Source organism: Saccharothrix sp. NRRL B-16348 (assembly GCF_001280085.1).
Lineage (GTDB): Bacteria > Actinomycetota > Actinomycetes > Mycobacteriales > Pseudonocardiaceae > Actinosynnema.
The window spans coordinates 47,163-64,488 of sequence record NZ_LGED01000243.1 but is presented as its reverse complement, the minus strand read 5'-3'; the positions used below and the strand labels follow the sequence as shown (position 1 = coordinate 64,488).

At 72.1% G+C, this 17,326-nt stretch carries 14 protein-coding genes; 7 read left to right on the top strand and 7 right to left on the bottom strand.

The window, feature by feature from the left end:
* Positions 1 to 215: 215 nt before the first annotated feature.
* The 5 genes from ADK67_RS39020 to ADK67_RS49875 all read left to right on the top strand — a co-directional run bounded on the left by ADK67_RS39020 (position 216) and on the right by ADK67_RS49875 (position 3,462).
* Positions 216 to 992, top strand: coding sequence for an ABC transporter permease (locus tag ADK67_RS39020; RefSeq protein ID WP_053721615.1), 777 nt, complete (start codon positions 216 to 218; stop codon positions 990 to 992).
* Entirely contained in the window at positions 985 to 1,782 is a 798-nt protein-coding gene (locus ADK67_RS39015; RefSeq protein ID WP_053721614.1) for an ABC transporter permease, read from the top strand. The genes ADK67_RS39020 and ADK67_RS39015 overlap by 8 nt, the downstream gene beginning before the upstream one ends.
* Complete coding sequence (locus ADK67_RS39010) at positions 1,779 to 2,735, top strand: ABC transporter ATP-binding protein (RefSeq protein WP_053721613.1); 957 nt, start codon at positions 1,779 to 1,781, stop codon at positions 2,733 to 2,735. Before ADK67_RS39015 ends, ADK67_RS39010 begins: the two co-directional genes overlap by 4 nt.
* A gap of 39 nt (positions 2,736 to 2,774) precedes the next feature.
* Positions 2,775 to 3,170: a bacteriophage spanin2 family protein gene (locus ADK67_RS39005; protein WP_053721612.1), complete on the top strand. Its 396-nt coding sequence runs from the start codon at positions 2,775 to 2,777 to the stop codon at positions 3,168 to 3,170.
* A gap of 67 nt (positions 3,171 to 3,237) precedes the next feature.
* Positions 3,238 to 3,462, top strand: a complete 225-nt coding sequence (locus ADK67_RS49875) for a DUF1918 domain-containing protein (RefSeq protein WP_082404462.1) — start codon at positions 3,238 to 3,240, stop codon at positions 3,460 to 3,462.
* On the opposite strand, the gene ADK67_RS39000 is transcribed toward ADK67_RS49875, so the two are convergent.
* Entirely contained in the window at positions 3,384 to 4,082 is a 699-nt protein-coding gene (locus ADK67_RS39000) for a TetR/AcrR family transcriptional regulator (protein WP_053721611.1), read from the bottom strand. The genes ADK67_RS49875 and ADK67_RS39000 overlap by 79 nt on opposite strands.
* 81 nt (positions 4,083 to 4,163) lie before the next feature.
* Between ADK67_RS39000 and ADK67_RS38995 the strand changes: the two genes are divergently transcribed.
* Positions 4,164 to 5,069, top strand: coding sequence for an NAD(P)H-binding protein (locus ADK67_RS38995; RefSeq protein WP_053721610.1), 906 nt, complete (start codon positions 4,164 to 4,166; stop codon positions 5,067 to 5,069).
* A gap of 25 nt (positions 5,070 to 5,094) precedes the next feature.
* On the opposite strand, the gene ADK67_RS38990 is transcribed toward ADK67_RS38995, so the two are convergent.
* Both ADK67_RS38990 and ADK67_RS38985 read right to left on the bottom strand, forming a co-directional pair.
* On the bottom strand, positions 5,095 to 5,904 hold the full coding sequence (locus tag ADK67_RS38990) for an inositol monophosphatase family protein (RefSeq protein ID WP_053721609.1): 810 nt from the start codon (positions 5,902 to 5,904) through the stop codon (positions 5,095 to 5,097).
* Between the two features lie 55 nt (positions 5,905 to 5,959).
* The gene (locus ADK67_RS38985; protein ID WP_053721608.1) at positions 5,960 to 6,949 is read right to left on the bottom strand and encodes a malate dehydrogenase; all 990 of its coding nucleotides are present in this window, start codon (positions 6,947 to 6,949) and stop codon (positions 5,960 to 5,962) included.
* Between the two features lie 155 nt (positions 6,950 to 7,104).
* Here ADK67_RS38985 and ADK67_RS38980 point away from each other — a divergent pair, with 155 nt between their 5' ends.
* Positions 7,105 to 7,692: a pentapeptide repeat-containing protein gene (locus tag ADK67_RS38980; protein ID WP_053721607.1), complete on the top strand. Its 588-nt coding sequence runs from the start codon at positions 7,105 to 7,107 to the stop codon at positions 7,690 to 7,692.
* Here ADK67_RS38980 and ADK67_RS38975 read toward each other — a convergent pair.
* From ADK67_RS38975 to ADK67_RS38960, 4 genes are all read right to left on the bottom strand, one after another.
* Positions 7,689 to 10,487 carry a TNT domain-containing protein gene (locus tag ADK67_RS38975; protein WP_157621365.1) on the bottom strand — a complete coding sequence of 933 codons (2,799 nt, stop codon included), beginning with the start codon at positions 10,485 to 10,487 and terminating at the stop codon, positions 7,689 to 7,691. The genes ADK67_RS38980 and ADK67_RS38975 overlap by 4 nt on opposite strands.
* A gap of 83 nt (positions 10,488 to 10,570) precedes the next feature.
* The gene (locus tag ADK67_RS38970; RefSeq protein ID WP_053721605.1) at positions 10,571 to 12,073 is read right to left on the bottom strand and encodes a TNT domain-containing protein; all 1,503 of its coding nucleotides are present in this window, start codon (positions 12,071 to 12,073) and stop codon (positions 10,571 to 10,573) included.
* Positions 12,070 to 12,561, bottom strand: a complete 492-nt coding sequence (locus ADK67_RS38965) for a hypothetical protein (protein WP_053721604.1) — start codon at positions 12,559 to 12,561, stop codon at positions 12,070 to 12,072. Before ADK67_RS38965 ends, ADK67_RS38970 begins: the two co-directional genes overlap by 4 nt.
* Positions 12,524 to 16,282: a glycohydrolase toxin TNT-related protein gene (locus tag ADK67_RS38960; RefSeq protein ID WP_197289825.1), complete on the bottom strand. Its 3,759-nt coding sequence runs from the start codon at positions 16,280 to 16,282 to the stop codon at positions 12,524 to 12,526. Before ADK67_RS38960 ends, ADK67_RS38965 begins: the two co-directional genes overlap by 38 nt.
* Between the last annotated feature and the right edge of the window lie 1,044 nt (positions 16,283 to 17,326).

Here is a 17,326-nt window from a genome sequence, read left to right as displayed (position 1 = left end):
CCGGCTTCGACCAGCCTAAAGCACCCGAACCCATGTCAAATCGGGCCTAGGTGGGGGTGCGCCGGGTCCGTTGTGGGCTGTTGGGTGAAGGCCTCTGCGGTGGGGTTGCGGGTCCGTTGTGGGGCGGCTGGGGCGGTGACGTCGGTGGGCGGTGGGGTCTGTTGTGGTCCGGTGGGCAGGTAATTGGGTTGCGGTGGTTCCTAGGGTGAACAGACGTGCGCGCTTACGTCTTTCTAGCGCTGGCTGGATTCCGCAGATACTCCACCTACCGACAGGCGATGGTCGCTGGAATGGCGACCAACGTAGCGTTTGGGCTGCTCAGGATGGCCGTCTTGGTCGCAGCGGTCGCGCAGGGGGCCATCGCGGGCTATGACGTTGCGGCTACGGCGACTTACGTGTGGCTTGGTCAAGGGCTCATGGCCGTGGTTGTTCTTTGGGGTGACAAGCACCTTGCCGATCGGGTGCGCAGTGGTGATGTGGTGGTCGACCTGTATCGACCGTGGCACTTGCAGTTGGCGTTGTTCGCGGAGGACGTGGGGCGGGCCGGGTATGCGGTGGTGGTGAGGCTTGCCCCTCCGGTTGCGTTCGGGGCGTTGTTGTTTCCCTTCCGGTGGCCTTCGGTGGGGACGGTGCCGGTGTTCGTGGTCAGTGTGGCGTTGGCGGTGACCGTCAGCTTCGGCATGCGGTTCCTGCTCAACGCGACCACGTTCTGGCTCCTGGACAACCGGGGTGTCCAAGCGGTCTACACGTCGTTCACCTGGTTGTTCTGCGGGTTGGCCGTGCCGCTCGCGTTCTTCCCCGAGTGGGCGTTGCCGATCGTGTGGTCGACGCCGTTCGCGGCCATGTTGCAGGCGCCGATCGACGTCTTCCTCGAACGCGGGTCGCCGTGGCCTTTTCTGGCGGGGCAGGCGTTCTGGGCCGTCGTGGTGTTCGCGGTGGGGCACCTGGTGTTGAACCGGGCGGTGCGGAAGGTGGTGGTGCAGGGTGGCTGAGAGCGTTTACGTGAAGCTCGTCGGTGCGCGGTTGCGTGGGCAGATGTCCTACCGTGCGTCATTCGTCCTGCAGTGCCTTGCGCAGGCGGTCAACCAGCTCGCCGAGTTGGCGATCATCCTGGTGCTGTTCAACCGGGTGAGTGCGTTGGGCGGGTTCTCGGTCTCGGAAGTCGTGCTGATGTACGCGATCGCGGGCACGGCGTTCGGGATCGCGGACATGGTGGCGGGGCAGTTGGACGAACTGCCCACGTACATCCGCACGGGAACGTTCGACGTGCTGTTGTTGCGACCGCTGGGCACGTTGGCGCAGATGATGGCGTCCGACCTGCACCTGCGGAAGCTCGGGAGGATCGCCGCCGGGCTCGGGGCGCTGGGCTACGCCTTGAGCCACAACGACATCGCGTGGTCGGTGTGGGCGGTGGTGCTGGTCGTGGTGGCGCCCATCAGCGGTGCGGTGATCTTCTCGTCCGTCTGGGTGGCGGCCAACTCCGTGTGCTTCTGGGTCGTGGACGGCCAGGAGCTCGCCAACACGGTCACCTATGGCAGCAGCGCGTTCACCTCTTACCCCGCCACGGTCTTCGGGCCTTGGTTGCGGCGGTTCTTCGCGTTCGTCATCCCCGGCGCGTTCGTCGCCTACTACCCCAGCCTCGCCCTGCTGGACCGGCCGGATCCGTTGGGCGGGCCCGCTCTGCTGGGGTGGATCTCGCCGCTGGTCGCCGTGGCGGCGGCGGTGGTGGCCGGGCTGGTGTGGCGGACGGCCGTTCGGCACTACCGAGGGACTGGATCATGATTGAAGTGCGCGACCTGCGTCGCGAGTTCACGGTCACCACCAAGGTCGGTCGGTTCCGGCGGGAGAAGCGGGTGGTGCGGGCGGTCGACGCCGTCGGGTTCGAGGTGGCGGCCGGTGAGGCCGTCGGGTACGTCGGGCCGAACGGCGCAGGCAAGTCGACCACGATCAAGATGCTGACCGGGATCCTGGTGCCAACGTCCGGGCACGTCCGGGTGTGCGGGGTGGAGCCCTCGCGGGGCAGGCGGGAGTTGGCGCGGCGGATCGGGGTGGTGTTCGGCCAGCGCAGCCAGCTGTGGTGGGACCTGCCGTTGCGGGACAGCTTCGAGTTGCTGCGGGCGATCTACCGGGTGCCGAAGGGCGACTACGAGGCTCGGTTGCGGGAGTGCGTGGACCTGTTGGAACTCGGGCCGTTCCTGGACACGCCGGTTCGGCAGTTGTCGCTCGGGCAGCGGATGCGGGGCGAGGTCACGGCGTCGTTGTTGCACGGGCCGGAGCTGCTGGTCCTGGACGAGCCGACGATCGGGCTGGACCTGGAGTCTAAGGAGCGCCTGCGGGAGTTCCTGGCCGACCTGAACACGCAGCGGGGCACCACTCTTTTGCTCACCACGCACGATTTGGACGACATCGAGCGGCTGTGCCCCCGGTTGGTGGTGATCGACCGGGGCACGGTGCTCGCGGACGGCGCGCTGGACGAGTTGCGGGCCGAGGTCGCGCCGGAACGGGTGCTGGTGATCGACTTGGAGCAGCCGAGCGCGGCGCTGGACGGGCTGCCCGGCGTGACGTCGACCCGGGTCGAGCTGAACGGGTTGCGACACCACCTCACGTTCCGCCGGGCCGAGACCACGGCGGCGGCGCTGATCGCGGCCGTGGCCACCAGGGCGGAGGTGCACGACCTGGTGGTTGTCGAGCCGGAAATCGACGACGTGGTGCGTCGGTTGTACGCGCGTCGGTAGAGTCGGACGAAACGGTCAACGTAGAACGGGAGCAACCTCATGCGCGCAGGTCGTCCGGTAGCCACCCTCTTGCTGGCAATGGGACTCGCCGCCGCGGTCTCCGGCTGCGAGGCCGTGCAGCAGGCCTCGGACACCGCCAACCAGGTCGGCGCGGCCGCGGACAAGGCGCAGCTGTGCATCGACGCGCTCAAGCTCGCCGGCTTCACCCCCGACGCCACCGACCCGCAGAAGGCGCTGGAGGAGACCCAGAAGAAGGCCGAGGAGCTGAACGCGCTCGCCGCGAAGGCGGGCGACGCGACGCTCCAGGACGCCATCACCGGCGTCTCGGACACCATGAGCAAGGTGACGGTCGACGACCTGAACCCGGCCAACATCGCGACCTGGTCGCAGCAGAAGCTGGACCAGGTGGCGAAGCTGTCCAGCGCCTGCTCCTGAGCGGAAACGTCAGGCTGTCGGTACCTTCGGAACAGTCCTACGCTGTGACGCACCGGAGGTGTTGCAGATGCACGCGACAGTAGGCGACCGGTTGCACATCCACAGCCGCGCGGTTGGTCTCGACGAGACGGTCGGCGAGATCCTCGAAGTGCGCGGCCCGGAAGGTGCACCCCCGTACAAGGTCCGTTTCTCCGACGGTCACGAAGGGCTGGTCTACCCCGGCCCCGACAGCCTGGTCGAGCCCCGGACCCCCGAATCACCCAGGATCAAGGACTCGACCTCGGCGCGGTAGAGCAGCGCCGGGTCGATCCCCATCGGCCCGAACTGGCCCGAGACCTCCAGGCTGAGCACGCCGTGCAGCCTGGTGAACGCACGCACGCCGGTGAGCAGCACGGCGGGGGGCACGTCGCCCTCGCCGCGCGCGCCCGCCCACCCCACGAGCTGGGCGTCCAGAGTGGACGGCCCGGTCGTGGCGGAGCCCTCGTGCGGCAGGACGCCGAGCAGCGCGCTCATGGTGCGGTGCGCGGTCAGGATCGTGTCCTGCGGCGCGTGGTAGCCGGGTAGCGGCGTGCCGAACAGCAGCAGGTAGCGGTGCGGTTGGGTGACGGCCCACGACCGGAACGCCTCGGCGAACGCACGCACCCGATCGGGTGGTGACGCGCCGCTCGACGCCTCCACCGAAGCCTCCACGGTGTCCGCGAGGTCGTGCCACGCGTCCCGGACCAGGTCGTTGAGCAGGTCGTCGCGCCCCTTGAAGTACCGGTAGAGCGCCGGCCCCGTCACGCCCATGCGCTTGGCGATGGCGTTGACCGAGATGCCGGCGATCCCCAGTTCGGCCAGCTGCTCCAGCGCGATGCGCTTGGCCTCGGTCTTCGTTTCCTCGCGGTACCGCTCACGGCGGACGTTGACCACTCGGCTGCCCTCCTTGACACCGGCACTCTAACTTGTGTTAGAACTTCTAACAACAGTGAGAGCCTGATACGAGGGGGCGTCATGACCGCGGTCGTGCTGGGAGCGAGTCGGGGCATCGGGTGGGCGGTCGCCCGGCAGTTGGTGGCGGACGGCAGAGAGGTACGGGCCGTCACACGTTCGGGTGGAGTTCCGGAGGGTGCGGAGGACGTGCGCGGCGACCTGATGGACCGGGCGTCGACGCTGAAGGCGGTCGAGGGCGCGTCGGTGATCCACATGGCGGCGAACGTGTTCTACTCGAACTGGCTCGAGATGCTGCCCACGATGGTGGAGAACGCGATCGCGGCGGCGGAGGCCGTGGGCGCGAAGATCGTCTTCGCGGACAACCTGTACGCCTACGGGCCGGTGTCGGGCCCGTTGACCGAGGACACGCCGGAACGGCCCGCGGGCCCGAAGGAGAAGCTGCGCAGCGAGCTGGGCAAGCGCTTGCGGGCGGCGTCCGTGCCGGTGGCGACGTGCCGGTCCTCGGACTACTACGGGCCTGGTGGGACGGGCTCGCTGTCCGGCGAGCTGGTGGTCAAGCCGATGGCGGCGGGCAAGGCGGCGATGTGGTTCTGGCCGCTGGACCTGCCGCACACGTTCGCCTACCTGGCCGACACGGCGCGGGCGCAGATCGTGCTCGGCGACGACGAGCGGGCGGACGGCAAGGTCTGGCACGCGCCCGCGGCGGAGACGTTGACCGTGCGGGAGTTCGTGGCGCTGACCGGGCAGGTGCTCGGCAACGCGCGCAAGCCGCTGCGGCTGCCCGCGTGGGGCGTCACGGTGGGTTCGCTGTTCGACAAGCGGTTGCGCGGCTCCGGCGAGATGGACCACCAGCGGACCGCGCCGTGGGTGGTGGACCACTCCGCGTTCGAGGCCACGTTCGGCCCGTTGCCCGTCACGCCGCACGAGCAGGCGATCGAGGAGACCGCCCGCTGGTACCGGGGTTGAGCGAAACGGCAACCTGGGAACGGTCTCAGCCCAGGATGGTGGTGATCAGGTCGTCGGCGAGGGCGGGCGTGGCCGCGGCGATGCCCGACCAGCGCCGGGACAGGTCGAGGTCGAACGTCAGCGGCCGGCCGCGCAGGTCGAGCAGCGCTCCCCCGGCGGCGGGCACGGTGACGAGGGCGGCGATCAGGTCCATCAGCCGGTGGGTGTCCGAGCCGGGGTCGGCGAACGCGTCCACCGCGCCCTCGGCCACCAGGACCGCTTCCAGGCACGTGGTGGACAGGATGCGGACGCGGTCGACCTGGTTGGCCACCCGCATCCACGCGTCCTCGGTACCGCGCTTGGGCCGCATCATGCAGATCGACGCGCCTTTGAGGGCCGTGCGGCCGGTGGTGCGGTAGGGCGTCGGCCTGCCCGCGTGGGCCGACCACGCGCGGCCGGTGTCGAACCAGACCGTGAGGGCTTCGACCGGCTGGTCGTCGATCACCAGGGCGCCCGCGAAGCAGGACAGCGGCACGCCCATGGCGGCGTTCGCGGAACCGTCCACCGGGTCGATCACGAGGGTCGCGGCGGAGCCGTTGTCGAGGAACCCGGCCTCCTCGGACAGCAGGTTCGCGCCCGCCTTCGCGGCGGCCTCGGCGATCGCGGCCTCCACGATCGCGTCCACCCGCATGGTGGGCGTGCCGTCCGCGCCGTCGGCGATCTCCTCGCGCAGCTGCACGCGGGTGAACTCGCGGCGGGCGCCGTCGTAGGCGGCCGACGCGGCGATCGCGGTGGCGGCGAGCGCCGGGTGCACGTCGGAGGGCAGGTTCGGGGTCGGCACGGGCCAAGTGTTCATGCCCCAAACATGCCACGGGAGGGCCACCGGCGGCGGCCCTCCCGTGGGGTACGCCTCAGATCAGGCCAAGTGCCTTGACCGCGTCGCGCTCCTCGACCAGCTCGGCCACGGAGGCGTCGATGCGGGCGCGGGAGAAGTCGTCGATCTCCAGGCCCTGCACGATCGAGTACTTGCCGTCGGTCACCGTGACCGGGAACGACGAGATCAGGCCCTCCGGCACGCCGTAGGAGCCGTCCGACGGGATCGCCATCGACACCCAGTCGCCCTCGGCGGTGCCGTTGACCCAGTCGTGGACGTGGTCGATGGCCGCGTTCGCCGCCGACGCCGCCGAGGACGCGCCACGCGCCTCGATGATCGCCGCGCCGCGCTTGGCGACGGTCGGGATGAACTCGTTCTCCAGCCAGGCCTGGTCGTTCACGGCCTCGGCCGCGACCTGGCCGTTGACCTCGGCGTGGAACAGGTCCGGGTACTGGGTCGCCGAGTGGTTGCCCCAGATGGTGAGCTTCTTGATGTCGGTGACCGACACCCCGAGCTTCTTCGCCAGCTGCGACAGCGCCCGGTTGTGGTCGAGGCGGGTCATCGCGGTGAACCGCTCGGCGGGCACGTCGGGCGCGTGCTGCTGGGCGATCAGGGCGTTGGTGTTGGCCGGGTTGCCGACGACCAGCACGCGCACGTCGTCCGCCGCGCCCGCGTTGATCGCCTCACCCTGCGGCTTGAAGATGCCGCCGTTGGCCTCCAGCAGGTCGCCGCGCTCCATGCCCTTCGTGCGCGGGCGGGCGCCGACGAGCAGCGCCACGTTGACGCCGTCGAAGGCGGTCTTGGCGTCGTCGGTGATGTCGATGCCGGACAACAGCGGGAACGCGCAGTCGTCCAGCTCCATCGCGGTGCCCTCGGCGGCCTTGACGGCCTGCGGGATCTCCAGCAGGCGCAGGCGCACCGGGACGTCGGGGCCGAGGAGGTGGCCGGAGGCGATGCGGAACAGCAGTGCGTAGCCGATCTGGCCGGCCGCACCGGTGACGGTGACGTTCACGGGCGTGCGGGTCATGTGCCTTCCCGAATGTTGTGGCTTCAGTCCTCGGGCACGACCACTAGGCAGGCTGACGACCTGTCAGCGGCGGTCTCTACTCCGGGACCGCGCACCGGGCGGGTTGCCCGGCAGGTCGGAGGTTACCAACTGGCGAACGATGACAAGGTGTGACAGTGGACATCATCGGCGAGGACTACACCGACGCGGTCTTGTACGGGCAGGAGTGGGCAGGCAGGTCGTTCGTCCGGTGCGACTTCACCGAGGCCGACCTGCGCGGGCTGGCGACCTCGGGGTGCACGTTCACCGACTGCACGTTCGACCGGACCGACCTGGGCGAGTCCACCCACAACGCCACCGCGTTCCGCTCCTGCCGGTTCACCCGCGCCGTGCTGGGTTCCGCCGAGTTCACGTCGTGCTCGTGGCTCGGGTCCATGTTCGTGGACTGCGCGCTGCGGCCGATCACGTTGACCGAGACGGATCTCACGCTCGTCGGGCTGTCCGGCGCCGTGCTGCGGAAGGCGTCACTGCGCGGGTTGCGGTTGCGGGAGGCCAACCTGCAGGAAGCCGACCTCCGCGAGGCTGACCTGCGTGACGCCGACCTGACCGGCGCGCGGCTGCGCGGGTGCAAGCTGGAGGGCACGGACCTGCGCGGCGCGCGGCTGGACGCCGACGGGCTCGTCCAGGCCACCCTGCGTGGCGCCCGGGTGGACCTGGACACGGCCGTCGCCTTCGCCGCGGCGCACGGGTTGCGCGTGGGCTAGTGGCTCGGGGGCTCCTGGCCCGCGACCTCGACCAGCACGCCGTCGGCGATCATGTCGTCGATCGTCTTCGGCATCAGGTAGGCCGTGCCGCCGCCCGGCTGCTCGAACCACGGCACGGCCACGCCGGTCAGCACCTCGACCGGGCGGCGCAGCCGGTACACGTGGTACGGGCGGTTGATCCACGACGGCACCAGCGAGCGCTGCGCGAACGGGGTGCCCGCCGCGTAGACCAGGTTGCCCTCGCCCTCGCCGAAGCGGTCCACCTCCACGCCCGCGGGCAGCTCGATCATCGTCTTGTGCCGGAACAGGGTGAGCGGCGGCTCGCCGTTCATCGGGTTGATCGGCCACGACCGCTGGGGCTTCGGCTCCTGGGTGGACGTCGTGGCACCCGCCGGCTGCGCCGCGCCCTGCTGAGCCTGGACCGGCGGTTCGACCGGCGGGCGCTGCGGCGGCGCGGGACGGCGCGGCGGCTCCTCGCGGAACCCGTTGTTCATCGGCGGGCGGGGGCGCTGCGGCGGCGGTGGCGGCGGCATCGGGCGCGGCACCCGCCGACTGGTCAGCACCAGCTTGCCGGTCAGGTACGCGGCGGCGTCCTCCAGCCGGTCGAAGCGGACCGGGTTGGTCGGCCCGTGGTCGAACCACGACACCTCCCAGTCCGGGCCCTCGGTGCGCAGCAGCCAGGCGCGGTCGGCGGGCTCGCCGAACCGGTAGGCGGCGGGCGGCACGTCGAGGTCGTCCAGCGCGCGGCGGATGGCGGACAGCTCCCGCTCCTCGTCCGGCGTGACCTGGCGCGGCTCGACCGGCGGCGGCTGGACCGGCGGGGGCGGTGGTGGCGGCGTCAGGCTCGGCACGGGGGCGGGCGCCGGGGTCACGTCGTCGAACGGCTGCACGGCCTCGGCGAACTCGGTCGCCTGGTCCGCGAACGGCGGCGGCACCTGCTCGGCGAACTGCGGCTGCTCGGCGAACTGGGGCTGCTCGGCGAACTGGGGCTGCTCGGCGAACTGGGGCTGCTCGGCGAACTGGGGCTGCTCGGCCGGTTCGGCGTGGGCTTCGGGTTCGGCGAACCGGGCCTCGGGCTCCTCGTGCCGGTCGTCGTGATCTTCGTGCCGGTCGTGGTCGTCGTGCCGGTCGTCGTGACCGTCTTCGTGGCGGTCGTCGGCGGACTGCTCGGCGAACAGCGGCTCGTCCGGGTCGCGGAACGCCTGCTCGGCGGGTTCCTCGAACCGGGACTCGACGCGGTCGGCGAAGCCCTGCTCGTCGGTGTGCTCCGGCGTGTACAGGCGGGCCTGGTCGACCTCGAACTCGGCGGTGACCTCGGCCTCGTCGGTCTCGTCGGCGGAGTGCCGCGCGTCGACCTCGGCGGCCTGCTCCTCGACCGGCCGCGGCTCGTGCTCGGCCTGCTGCGGGTCGAACGCCGGCTCGTGGTACGTCGGCTCGTGCTGCGCCTGGTCGTACGAGGGCTGGTCGTAGCCCGACCCGTGCGGCTGGTCGTGCGGTGCCTGGTCGTGCGCGGGCTCGTCGGTGACCGCCTCGACCTCGGTGGTCTTTTCCGCGGGCTCGGTCTCCGGCTCCTCGTCGGTGAACGGGTTCCAGGTCTGGGTGTCGTTCAGCTCGCGCGGGGCGTCGGCGGGCTCGCGCTCGTAGGCGCCGGGCGCGAACAGGTCCATCCCGTCCACGTAGGACTCGCGCCGGTACCGGTCGTCGATCACCGGGCCGTCCTCGTCGAACCGCACCCGGTACGGCGGGCCGTCCTGCGCGTACTCGATCACGTCCGGCTTCAGCTCGGTGAGGTTCGCGGTCTCCTCGACGTCCACCGGCCCAGCCGCGTCCTCGGCGGGCCGCTCGTCGACCAGGAGGTCGGGCAGCGGCGCGGCCACGGTGGCGCCCACCTCGACGGGCGGCTCGACCGGCGCGGGCGCGGGTTCGGGCACCGGCAGCTCGGTGCCCTGCGGCGCGGCGGGCGCGCCCAGGTTCGCCGCGGCGGCGACCCGGGCCTCCTCGGTCACCTCGGGCAGCACGAAGTCCAGCGCCTTGGCCCGCTCGACCAGCTCCGGCTCCGGCGGCACGCCGTAGGCGCGCAGGTAGTAGCCGACCGCGGCGGGCCAGATCCAGTGGCCGTCGGTCTGGAACGCCACCGGCACCACCGGCGGCGCGTCCGGGTTGAGCACGTCGGCGTCGAAACCGCGCCCGATCACCGCGACCGGCGCCCGGTCCAGGTAGCTCAGCAGCAGGTCGTGGTCGGTCTCGGCGACCGGCGGCCGGCTCACCGACGGTCGACCACCGGGACCGGCGCCGTCGAACACCCTGGCCGTGCGGAACGCGCGCGGCGGCGCCTGGTCAGCGGGTGGGGGTGGGGGCGGCGGCGCCTGCTGGAGCCGGCGGCGCAGCCAGTCCGGCACGTTCTCGTCGGTGCGCGGGAAGAACCGCATCTCGTCCAGGTACGCCTGCGGCGGCGGTGGGGTGGTCCAGGACGGCTCGGCGCGGTCGAAGTCCAGGTTGTAGCTGGACGGGTGGTCCAGCTGGTAGCGGGCGTTGGACCAGCTGCCCCGGCCGTCCCGGTACATGCCCGCGCGCAGCCGCGAGAACAGCCCGGCCACCTCCTGGGGCGGCGACCAGGCGCGCAGGGCGCCGTCGGCGGTGCGCACCTCGGCGGCCAGCTCGAAGTACCGGCCGGTCGCGCGGTACTCCGCGGTCACGTGCCGCCACTCCTCCGGCGCGGCCCGCATCAGCGTCAGGCCGATCTGCTTGACCAGCGCATCCTGCTCGGTCGGGTTCAGCGGCTTCAGCTCGGACACGTGCAACATCTTCCCCCGCGACTCCCCGTGCCCGCACGGGACCCCGCTGAGCCGAACGGAGTAATGACGCCACGCGACCGTGCCTAGACGCCCGGTGGCGGTTGCTGGATCGCCGCCGCGGCCACCTCGACCAGGCTCCCGTCGGCCAGCAGATCACGCACCGAGGAGGCCAGGAAGTACCCCGTGCCACCGCCGGCCTGCCCGAACCACGGCACCGCGACGCCCTTCAGCGCGGGCACCGGCTTCTGCACCCGGTACACGTGGTAGCGACGGTTCAGCCAATCCGGTGGCAACGATCGGTGGCCGAACATGGTCCCGGACGCGTAGACGAGGTTGCCCAGCTCCGCGCCGAACCGGTCGAGTTCGGCACCGACCGGGATGACCACGTTCTCCCGATCGCGGAACAACGACAACGGCGGCTCGTCGGGCATCGGCTGGATGTCCGCGACCGGCAGCACGAGCGCGCCCGTGTCCGCCGCCGCACGCGTGCGGTCCAGGTCGGCCCGCCACAGCAGCTCCGCCAGCAGCACCTTCGCCGCGTCCACCGCGTGCTCGTAGACGCGCGGCCGACCGTGCGGGCCGCGGCTCGCGTCCCAGAACTGGACCTGCCAGCCGGACCGGCCGGGCGCGGGTTCGAGGACGAACGCGTCGGGCTTCGGCTCGACGATCCCGTACTCGGACGCGTCGACCCCGAAGTGGTCCAGCCGCTCCTTCAGGTGGTCGAGCGCGCGCCGGTCGACCTCGGTGATCACGCGCGGCTCGTGCTCGGGCAGCGGCGCGCCCTCGGCCTGCCCGGTGGCCACCGCGGCGGCCGCTTTCTCGGCCTCCGGGTCGACCGGCGGCACGGCGTAAGCGTTGTCCCGGATGTGCTGCACGAGCTGCGGCACCGGCGGCACGTGGTGGTTGCGCAGGTAGTACGCCACCCCGCCGGGCCACACCCACGTGCCGTCGGTGTGGAAGGTCAGCGGCACGGACGGCGTCGCGTCCGGCTTGAGCGCGTCCGGGCCGTAGGAGCGCGCGGCCAGCACGACCGGCGCGTTCTCCAGGTAGGCCAGCACGTCGTCCAGCTCCTGCGGGTGCACCGCCGGCCGGTCGTGCGCCGCCGGGTCGGGCCCGTCGAACAGCGGCGCGGCGATCACCGCGCTCCGCGCCGGACCGAGGCCCGCGCGTTCCCGCAGCCACGCCGGGATCGCGTCGTCGTCGCGCGGGTAGAGCTCCAGCTCCTCGGCGTAGTGCTCCGGCGCGGGCGGCTGCGTCCAGTCCGGCTCGGCGTCCCGGTCGAACTCGGCCGAGTACGTGTCGGGGTGCACGAGGTGGAACTTCAGCGTGAACCACGTGCCGTGCCCCGGCCGCGCCATGCCGTCGCGCAGCTGCACGAAGAACGGCAGCGCCTCCGGCGGCAGCTCCCAGTCGAACGACGAGCCGTACATGGTCAGCCCGGAGACCTGCGTCTCCAGGTGGCGGCCCGTCATGCGGAAGTCGACGAACAGCTGCTCCCAGTCGCCGGGCAGGCGCTGCACCAGCAGGGTGGTGACGGAGCCGAGGATCGCGTTCTGGTCCTCGACGTCCAACTGCGGTGCGGTCATGCGTTCTGCTCCTCGGTACTTGCTTCCTTGGCGCCGGCGGCCGCCTCGACCAGCTTCGCGCGCAGCCAGTCGGGGATGAAGGCCTCGTCGCGGGGGAACGCCTGGAGGTCACGGGCGAAGTCCGCGGCGGGCACGGGTGGCTCGAACCGCGGGTCGTGGTCGAAGTTGTAGGTGATGTCGATGCGGACCGGCGCGTTCACCACGCAGCGCGCGGAGAACCACGTGCCGCGGCCCGGCTGGTACAGCACCTGCCGCATCTCCTGAAACGCGGCGTTCAGCCCTTCCGGCGGCATCACCTCGGGGGTGGTGCGGTCGGGCATGTAGACCTTCAGCGTCGCGTCCTGCACGGCCACGGTCATCCGCACCAGCAGGTCGATCCGCCGGAAGCCGTCCGGAGCAGCGTCCAGCAGCATGCCGCCGATGTGCTGGAGCAGCTCGTCGTGGCGCTGCTCAGAACTCGGCCGGCCAGAGGGCTGCGTTGTGCTCATTCGGGTAGCTCCTGACGTAGATCTCGGTCGTGCCGTCGGCGAGCGTCACACGCCACCGCGTCTGGTAGGTGTGCGGGTGGCGTTGCAGCGGGTCGCGCAGGGCAAACGTGTCGATCATCTCGACGGTACCGCCGGACTTTATGAACTTCGCGCGGTCCCGCTCCATCCGGTGCCACGTCTCGGCGGTGACGAACGCCGGGCGCTCGTTGCCCTGGTTCTGGTCGCGCTGCTGGCTCGACTGGTTCGCCGCCTCGCCGGGGCCGCCGGTCTCGTTGCCCTGGTGGTGCCCGCCGTCGGACAGCTTCCTGCCGTCCGCGTCGACCTCGCCGTGGGTGCCGACGTCGCCCTGGGCGCTGCCGTCGCGCCGGATCGCGCCACCGGACTTCAGGTCGGGCCGGCCGGTCGTCGCGACCGTCTCGCCGTCGCCGTTCGTGCGACCGCGCCACGCGTCGTTGTCGGCGACCAGCACCGCGTTGGGCAGCGGGTTGTTCAGGTCCGGGCTGAACGGCCGGAACGTGTGCACGTGCGAGGCCGCGCCGCCCTGGTCGGTCTGGAACGTGCCGTAGCCCTGCTTCTTGTGGTCGTCCAGCACGAACCGGGTTCCCGGCGGCAGGTCGGCGCGACCGGCGAACGGGTCGGCGTTGCCGAACGGTCTCGTCACCGCGGTGCGCTGCTCCGGCGTCCAGCCGCTGGTGTCGCCGCTGACGACGTTCACCGAGTACACGTAGCCGTCGTCGGTCTTGGTGCGCTGCATCGCCAGCCTCACCTCGCCGTTGGCGGGCGTCGGCCAGGTCGGCACGGGGTTCTCGGCCTTGCCGAGGCCGTAGAAGCCGTCGGACGTCACCTGAGCGTGCGACGGCGCCTGGGTGATCTCGGCGTTGACCCGGCTGCGCTGGCCCGAGTGGGTGTCCTCGAACACCACGTGACCCGACTCGTCGGTGAGGAACCGGCCGCGGCGCTGGCCGTGCTCGTCGGTGACCAGGTACTCGGTGCTGGGGTCGTGCACCTGGCCGGGCCGGCTGAACGGCTCGCCCTGCCTGAGGTCGGTGACCGGCGCCTGCCTCGTCGTGGTCGGCTCGGTGCGCTCGACCGCGTGCTGCGGGTGGCCCTCCGCGTCGGTGGTGAACTCCTGGTGCAGCGGGCCGCGGTCGATGTTGTAGTTCGTGCCCTGCGAGGGGTGCTGGACCTCGGGGTTGCGGACGTCGGTCGACAGGTAGTCGGGCGCGGCCACCCACCTCGGCTTGCCGTCCGCGTCGGTCTGCACCGTGCCGCGGTACGTGCCCTCGGTGTCGTGGACCTCCATCCGCGTGTTCGGCGGGAGGTCGGTGCGCGCGGTGAACGCCTCGTCCGGCCGCGGCGCCAGCGGGTGGTCGCGGTCGATCGTCTGGCGACCGTTCGCGGGCTCGGGGATCGGCTCGATGATCACCGCGCGGTCGACGGTGACGGTCCGGTCGCCGATCTTGAGGGTGTCCTGGGTGGTCTGGCGGGTGCCGTCGGCGTTGGCCACGAACACGTCGTGCCGGTGGCCCAGCTCGACGCGGTAGTGGGCGTTCGGCGCGGGGTGCCGGACCTCCGGGTTGTCGCCGTGGCGGGTGTTCGGGGCGATGGCATCGACGTGGACGTTGCCGTCCGCGTCCACGTGCACGACGGTGCGGACGTTGCCGTCCTCGCCCTGGATCGCGATCCGGGTGTCCCGCGGCAGGTCCTGGCCGCTGTGGAAGAACGACTGGTCGTCGCGCAGCCGGACCTGCTGCTCGTGCGTCGTCTCGGGCGCCGTCCACGGCTGCTGGACCTGCGGCTCGATGTCGAGCCGGCCCCGGTGCTCCTGGCCGTCGGTCGCCAGGTCGCCCTTGGGCTCGTGGCCGGGCGGCATGCCGTTCTCGCCGGTCGGGGCGTGCGTGCCGTCGGGCTCGAACGCGTGCCAGCCGCCGTCGGGCGGGAGCTTCGGGCCGGTGCCCGCCTCGTTCGGCGAGCCGGCGTAGACATTGCCGTCCCGGTCGGACCAGGCCAGGTTGTCCGGCGCGATGACCCGCTGGCCCGTCTCGCGGGCGACGTGCGCGGCCAGGCTGTTGTCGCCGCCCGTGGCCGCGTCGCAGCCGACGAACATGATCGGCCGGTCGGCGAGGTCCGGGTGGTTGTTGATCAGCTGGACCAGCTCGGCGCGGGTGTAGTGCGTGTCGCCGATGCGGACGCCGTCGCCGTCCGTGTGGATGTCGAGGACGACGTGGTCGCCGTTGGCCGGGATGCGGCTCGACAGGTCGCGCAGGCGGTCCTCGGTGTGCAGCGCGACGCCCGAGTCGGTGACCTGGCTGTTGCGGATCGCCTGGTCGACGCGCTGGGACACCTCGCCGATCGGGATCGGCCCCTGGTGCGCGACCGGCCCGAGGTCCGGGTTCGGGATGAGGGTCGCGGGCGGGTCGGCCGGGGTGTGGTTGTCGAACGCGCCGTTCTGCGCGTCGGCCACCGTCACCGGGTCGGGGGTGCGGACGTTGCCGTCGCTGTCGAACGTGCCGAAGTCGGGCGGCAGCACGCGACCGTCGGCCGGTGGCACGTCGACCTCGTGCAGGACGCCCAGGTCGATCAGGCGTTGGACGCTCATCTTGCCCGTGGACGGGTCGGCGAGCGCGCCGTCGAGGACGGGCTGGAGCTGGCGCGCGCCGCCGTTCTGGTCGAAGGCGGGCGCGACCGGGGCCAGCTCGACGGTGAGCGGGGCGTCCAGGACGTAGACGTGGTAGCCCTTGCCGAGGCTGTCCGGCATGATCGCGCGCTCGCCGAACCCGTAGGCCTGGCCGTCCGGGCGCAGCGGGGAGAGGAAGTCGCCGTTGGGGCTGCCGAAGCGGTCGAGCACGGTGCCCGCGGGCAGTTCCACGACGACCCGCGGGCCGTCCGCGCCCTGGTTCGGCGGCCAGTCGATGCTGCCGTCGGGCTTGGAGTGGGCGTCGCGGAACGACTGGAAGTCGCCGTACGGGCCGTAGGGCTGGTAGGTCGGCTCGATGAGTGAGGCGACGCGTTGGTCGTACGTGCCGACGGACTGGTCCGTGGGGCCGGTGCTCTCGTGGACGGGGATGTACGGGCCGTCCTGGGAGAAGCCGGGGACGACGCCCGCGGGCTGGTTCCAGACGTTCTTCTCGGGGAACGGGTCCGCGCCGGCGTCGGGCTCGGTCTTGGTGTCGCTGTCGGGCCCGGTTTCGGTCTTGGCGTCGGTCTCGGCGGGCCACTCGTGGCTGGACGCCGGGGTGTGCTCGTCGCCGGACTCGCCGACCAGGTCGCTCGGCGTCTCGGCGCTGTCAGCGTCAGGCGTGGTGTTGGTGCTGTCGGGGGTGTCCGTGGTGCCTGTGGTGTCGGCCGGCGTGGTGTCGACCGGTGCGCTGTCCGACTTCGGCGCGTCTGTGGACGGCGCGGGGCTGTCGGTGGACGGCGTCGGGCCGTCCGTGCCGCGGGCGGCGGGAGCGGGCCCGTCGGTGCGGCTCGGAGTCGTCGGCGGCTGAGGTGTGGTCGGCGGAGCGGTCGACGGCGGTGCTGTCTGCGGCTGGGCCGAACGTGCCGCCGGTTCCGGACCACGCGCCGGAGCCGGTGCCGAAGCCTCCGGCCGGGAAGGAGTCCCAGCCCCGGTCTGCGGACCGGCGGGCGCGGGTCCACCAGGTTGCGGTCCGAAACCACCGGGCTGCGGCGCGGACGTTTGCGGCGGCGCGGTCGACGCGGGCCCACGCTGTTCAGGCATGGAGACGGGACTGGTCGCGGGCGACGGGTGAACCGGCATCCCGGTCAGGGAACTCGCGCTGACGGCGTCGGTCCCGCGCACGTTCTGCTCCCGGCCGGAAGCGGCACCGGAAGACGCGGGAGGAGCGGAGGGATCGGCCGCGAAGCCACTGGCCGCAGGCGCAGCAGACCCACGCCCACCACCAGGCGCACCACCAGCGGGAGGCGCGACACCACCGGCCGCACCCGCCATCGGAGCCCCGGCCGCAGGAGTCCCAGCCCCCGCCGCAGGAGCAGCACCAGCCGCCGGCCCGCCACTACCGCCTGCCGGCGCAGCACCCGAAGGAGCGGACCCGGACGGCGCAGAACTCGAAGGCGCAGACCCCGCAGGAGCGGAAGTCGAAGGCGCGGAACCTGAAGGCGCAGAGCTCGAAGGCGCGGATCCAGGCGTAGGCCCACCCGCAGGCACCGACCCACCCGACGCGGGCCCACCAGGCACCGACCCGCCCGGAGCAGCCCCACCGGGCATCGCCCCGCCAAGCGGCATCCCGCCCGCGATCACACCGCCGGCAACAGGCCCGCCGGTCATCGCCCCACCAACAGGGGCACCACCCGGCACCGACCCACCAGCAGCGGGACCACCAGGAACGCCACCACCGGGCATCGACCCACCAGGCACCGCGCTACCGGGCACAGCCCCACCTGGAATCGCGCCAGGCGTCGGCCCACCGGCAACCGGCCCACCCGGAACCGAACCGCCGGGCACCGGCCCACCGGGCGTCGCACCACCCGGCACAGCTCCACCAGGCAAAGGCCCGCCGGCAGTCGCACCACCCGGCACCGCACCGCCGGACACCGACCCACCAGGCGTGGCACCGCCCGGCACAGGCCCACCGGCGGTCACACCACCGGGCATCCCACCGCCAGGCGTCGGACCGCCCGCCGTCGAGCCACCGGGCAACGACCCGCCAGGCGTCGCACCACCGGGGACAGCCCCACCAGGAACCGCACCACCCGGCGTGGCACCACCCGGCGTCGAACCGCCGAACGCCGACCCGCCAGGCGT